A 4,297-nucleotide genomic window follows, 5' to 3' on the forward strand; every position below is an offset into this window, starting at 1 on the left:
GCCATGGAGCAACCAACGGCCGGCGATGCGAACCTCGCCGCTCGCGATTCGCTTCCATTCATCGCGTACTGTGCCGGCTACTGAGAATACCGGCCCGATGAGCAAGCGCCCGACGATAGTGTTACGAAACTTGAGCAACACACGTCGCACGCCGCCACAAGATTGCCAGTGCGACGCCGATACGAAATAGCTTTCCGGATCGCGCTCCGGACAAGTGATCTGCTCGTTACGATGATGGGCGCGGTGGCTGTCTCGATACAGCCCGAATGGAAACCAGAGCGCCAGCGGCGCCATGCCGAGCAGCCGGTTCACAGCGGGCCAACGCGTCGGATGACCGTGCACCAACTCGTGCTGTAGCGACATGTACCAAGTCAGCAGCAGCACCAGCAAGAGCGCACTCAACGGCTTGCCCAACTGCTCCACGTGAGTCAGCACAGCGAACCAGCCGCCATAGATGCTGACGATGACCAGCCAAGTCGGCAGTTGTGAGCGCCACAACCAGCTGCTTCGCAATTGCTCGACTCGTTGCTTCTGGCCGTCATGGAGGTAATGAATCCCCCGAGCCGGCGCCGTTGAAATCCGCATGAAGTCTTTGCTACTACATCGCCGTGGACAGCAATGCGAAGCACGCTAGCACGTGACTCCCAGGGCATCTAAACCGTTTGAATATATGGACATCGCCGGACCCATTCGGCGCCTTTCGTAACCGTCTTGAGACGCGGTTCCGACCCTATCGGAACCGCGTTGCGCAGGGTCTCAATTCACAGATAGCGTTCGAAGAAATCGAACACCTTATCCATGGGCCTGGCGCGCGGGCCGGTGTGGCCGGCTTCGGGGGCGATCGAGACTTCGACGTGGGTGCCCTGCTCCAGCAGCCGATAGCCCAGATCGATGATGCCTTCCATGTGCCCGGAGCGATCCATTTCGCCCATGGTGATGAGCGTGGGCGCGCGCCAAGCGGCGATGTTCGAGACCGACGAGGAATTGAACGCCAGATCTTCGATCTGGATGCGTTCGCTGAGTCGGATGTACTCGGGCGGCGCGCTGGCCCAACCTTCGTCGCGCTGATCCAGCTTCATCTCGCCGACCCAATCGCCGACACCGCTCAAATGCGCACCCGCCGCGAAATATTGTGGCAAGCGAGTCAACGCCAACGACACGATGAAGCCGCCATACGATCCACCCATGATGCCGATGCGCTTCGCATCCACCTCACGGCGACCTCGGAGGTACAGCACCAATGCCTCGATGTCCTTCACCTCGCTGCCGCCCGTCGCACCCCGTCCGTCGGGCAAGCGATACTCCAGCCCGTCGCCGGTGCCGCCGCGATAATTCATCTCGACGAAAACATATCCACGCGACGCCGCGTACTGACCCAACGCGGTGTAGACGCCATTGCCTGGCGACACGCGCCCCGAGGGGCCGCCTTTGGATGAAACGATGACAGGGTAGCCCGACTTCGGCGCCGGACTGCGCGGCCAGAAGATGAGCTGTTGCGAGACGACGCCATCCGCAGCCTTGACCGGCACGACATCGGTATCGACGAACTGCTCCCACACCTTCGCCGTGCGAGTGGACACATTCGAATATGCTCCGAGCGGACGAGCCGCCCCGCGCGTCGTCGCAAGCATGTGCCGATTCGGCAGACGACCCTTGTCGTTGCTGATATAGGCGACACCGCCCGCCAGCGCAATCGGACTGTGCTCGACGCCGCCCGAGGTGAGACGTTCGGGTTTGCCGCCGCTCAATGGCGCACGCCATACATGCAACCGAGCGGAATCCTCTACATTCGACGCAAACAAAATACTCCGGCCGTCGCCGGCAAGCGTGGGCAAAGTCACTTCGCCTTTGCCAGTCATCAGCGGCTTCGGCGTGCCACCTTTCGCGTCGATCGCATAAGCCGACGCCCAGCCGGTCTTCTCCCACGGGAACACGATCTGACCCGACGCTGTCCAGAGCAGCTGCGTGACCTCAGAGTTTGGCTCGAGCCAGGAGCCGATACCGTAAGGTTCGAACACGCTGCCAATGCCGGTATCGGCCTGCCACAACGTCCGAACGGCGCCGCCACTCGCTGCAGCGACCATCAAGCTCCAAGGCGCACCTTGCTTGCTCGGCGAGAAGCGATACTCGCGCGTCCAGTTCCCGGGCATCCGCACGAACGCCAGCTCCCGGCCATCAGGCGACCAGACAGGCGACTGATCACGGAATATTCCAGGTTGCAGATACTGAGCTTTGCCGGTAGCTACATCGAGGATGGCCACGTAGCTGTGGGCCGCCTTACGCCAACTCACGAACGCCAGCCGTTTGCCGTCCGGCGAATACGTCAAGCTGGTGAGCTTCTCGGCGGCGTAGTGTTCCGCGTTGTTCTCCAGTATCGGTCGCCGGGACAAGCTCGTGCCGTCGACCCGATACTCGAACACCATCGGTCCATCCGCCGTGGCGAACGACTTGCCGTCCGGCGAAAACACCGGCGCACTCTCCGGAACATCGCCGCCGGCGGCCAGGCGCTCGGTCCGGCCATTCGTCGTGTCGACCCGCCAGAACTCTCTGGTATCGCTGGCGGGATGAGGACCAAACGCTGGCGTCGTCGTGCCTCGGGTGTAATAGATGGTGACATCGTCGGGCGCGGCATAAGCCGCGCTCAACGAGCCACCACCCTGAGATACCAGCACTTCTCGCGGCTGAAACTCCGGAGCCGACGCAATCATCAGCTTGGAGCCCTCGATCCAAGCGGCGTAGCGACCGGAAGGCGGCACCACCAGGGTGTTAGTCCGGAACTGCAAACTGGCATGTGCGGCGATGGACTCGGCTAGCGTAAACGACTCCGCTTTACCAGCGGCCGCCTCGCTCGACCAAGCCGGCGCCTGCAAAGCTGCCAGCAACATTCCACACACGACCACCCTGCTGTATCGACTCCAGCCGCTACGTTTGCTCATCGACTCATTCTTCCCAGGACTTCCAACCAATGGCGCGATAGATGCCATCCGCCTCATCATAGTGCAATTCCAGGTCGTTCAAGTTCAAATCGTCGGCGCGGAAGTTGCCAAACGATTGCAACAACGGGCTGGGAGGCACATCGCTACGCACCGGATACTTGAACACGTTCTGCGACAGCAGCGCCTGGCCCTTCTGGCTCAGCAAGAAGCGCACGAGTTTCATCGCATCGTCTTTACGCGTCGTGCCGGCACGAACGCCCACACCCGTCACGTTCACATGCTGACCGGCGCGGTCCTGATCCAGCCAGGCCACACCGAGGTTGTCGGCGAGCTTCAAGCCGTTGGTCTTCTCGCGGCCCTTCGCCATCTCGTAACAGATGTAATAGGTGTTTACGAAGGCCAGCGCGAACTCGCCTTTGGCCACTCGCCAGATATTGCCGGTGTCGCCGGAGTACTCCGGACGTTCGCCCGCATTGTCACGCACGGCCTTGGCCCAAGCAGCAGCGCTGGCATAGCCGTCATGCACGATCATCGATGCAAGCAACGAGCGGTTGTACACGTTCGCTGCCGAACGTAGCGCGATCTTGCCCTTCCACTTGGGATCGGCCAGGTCGCGATACGACTTGATCTCGCCTGGCTTCACCAGAGCCTTGTTGTAAACCACCGCTCGGGCACGCAGCATCACGCCGTACCAACCGCCGTCACGGTCGCGCCAGCGCGCCGGCACGATCGCGTCCAAGTCGGGCGAGCGGATTCGTTCGAAAGAGTTCAGCTTCTTGGCTTCGGTGAGGCTCTTGTAGTCCGACACCAGGATGACGTCGGTGTCGAACTTGTCGTAAGAGTCCGTGACTTTGACGGCGATGCCGCTCTGTTTGGTGAACTCGTCGATGACCGGCTGCAGGAACGGCGCGCTGTGATACCAATTGACGGTCAGCGGTTCTTTATCCGCTGCGTTCGCCAGCGATGCCATCCATGCGCCGGCCATGACCAAACCGGCACGAAGCCACGGGACTCTGGGAAAACTCATTGACTCAAGCTCCTAGGGAATGACTCGGGTAGTGAGGCCTCGCCTGTGCGTGCAGCTTTCAGCGCTGTTCGTGCAGAGGCGAGATCTTTTCGATGTACAGCAGTGCGTCGAACGCGGCTGCCGGTTTGATCTGGTTGTATTCTTCACGCACATTGATGTTGCGCACTGGCCGCGGTTGCTCGAACCACTCGCGCACATCACCTTTGCTCGGCAACTTGCGCAGATCGAGCAGGAAGCTGGGTTTGCTAACACGGGACATCACGGCATTCAAGCTTTCAGGCTTGGACGGCGGCACCGGGCGGAGTTGATTGTCGAAACCGAACATGCCGAGCCA

General features: G+C 61.1%; 4 protein-coding genes. All 4 read right to left on the reverse strand.

Going from position 1 to position 4,297, the window contains the following annotated elements; all coding sequences use genetic code 11:
• On the reverse strand, nt 1–585 hold a 585-nt coding region (locus JNL55_RS30770; RefSeq protein ID WP_293863568.1), incomplete at its 3' end, for a fatty acid desaturase.
• A 176-nt stretch (nt 586–761) separates the two neighbouring features.
• A complete protein-coding gene (locus JNL55_RS30775) occupies nt 762–2,936 on the reverse strand; it encodes a S9 family peptidase (RefSeq protein ID WP_293863570.1) in 2,175 nt (724 codons plus the stop codon).
• Between the two features lie 4 nt (nt 2,937–2,940).
• Nucleotides 2,941–3,963 (reverse strand): extracellular solute-binding protein, encoded by a 1,023-nt coding sequence (locus tag JNL55_RS30780; RefSeq protein WP_293863572.1) that lies wholly within the window; start codon nt 3,961–3,963, stop codon nt 2,941–2,943.
• Between the two features lie 58 nt (nt 3,964–4,021).
• Nucleotides 4,022–4,297 (reverse strand): erythromycin esterase family protein (locus JNL55_RS30785; protein ID WP_293863574.1); only part of this gene is annotated, 276 nt, incomplete at its 5' end.

The sequence above is a fragment of the Steroidobacter sp. genome, from assembly GCF_016790065.1.
Classification (GTDB): Bacteria; Pseudomonadota; Gammaproteobacteria; order Steroidobacterales; family Steroidobacteraceae; genus Steroidobacter.

Bases quoted from the DNA above. Each gene is read 5' to 3' on its own strand.
- JNL55_RS30775 (WP_293863570.1), bottom strand. From the start codon at position 2,936: ATGAGCAAACGTAGCGGCTGGAGTCGATACAGCAGGGTGGTCGTGTGT.
- JNL55_RS30780 (WP_293863572.1), bottom strand. From the start codon at position 3,963: ATGAGTTTTCCCAGAGTCCCGTGGCTTCGTGCCGGTTTGGTCATGGCC.